The sequence below is a fragment of the Desulfofundulus thermobenzoicus genome, assembly GCF_009428905.1.
In the GTDB taxonomy this organism is placed as follows: domain Bacteria; phylum Bacillota; class Desulfotomaculia; order Desulfotomaculales; family Desulfovirgulaceae; genus Desulfofundulus_A; species Desulfofundulus_A thermobenzoicus.
The window spans coordinates 1-384 of sequence record NZ_WHYR01000273.1 but is presented as its reverse complement, the minus strand read 5'-3'; the positions used below and the strand labels follow the sequence as shown (position 1 = coordinate 384).

Genomic DNA, 384 nt, shown 5'->3' with positions numbered 1-384 from the left:
TACTCCACCAGGTGGCTGAGGGAAATCGTCGATATGATGAAAGGGGAGATGGGACAACCCATTCGTTTTCATTTGAAAATAGACAGCGGAATGAACCGTTTAGGTGTGAAAACGTTAGAGGAAGTGAATGAAGTAAAGAAGCTTGTCAGCGAGCATTCTTATTTACAGCTGGAAGGAGTATTTACTCACTTTGCGACAGCGGATGAAAAGGATGAGAACTATTTTGATCGTCAGGTCGACACCTTTCAAACCCTGCTTCAGCCGCTTCATACGGAAAAGCTGCTCGTTCATTGTGCCAATAGTGCAGCAGGTTTGAGGTTTAAAGAAGTGTTGTTTAATATGGTTCGCTTCGGCATCAGTATGTACGGGCTGTCACCATCAGAG

At 44.5% G+C, this 384-nt stretch carries 1 protein-coding gene; it reads left to right on the top strand.

Going from position 1 to position 384, the window contains the following annotated elements:
- Nucleotides 1-15: 15 nt before the first annotated feature.
- The coding region (locus tag GFC01_RS18605; protein WP_279233522.1) for an alanine racemase at nucleotides 16-384 on the top strand (369 nt) is incomplete at its 3' end.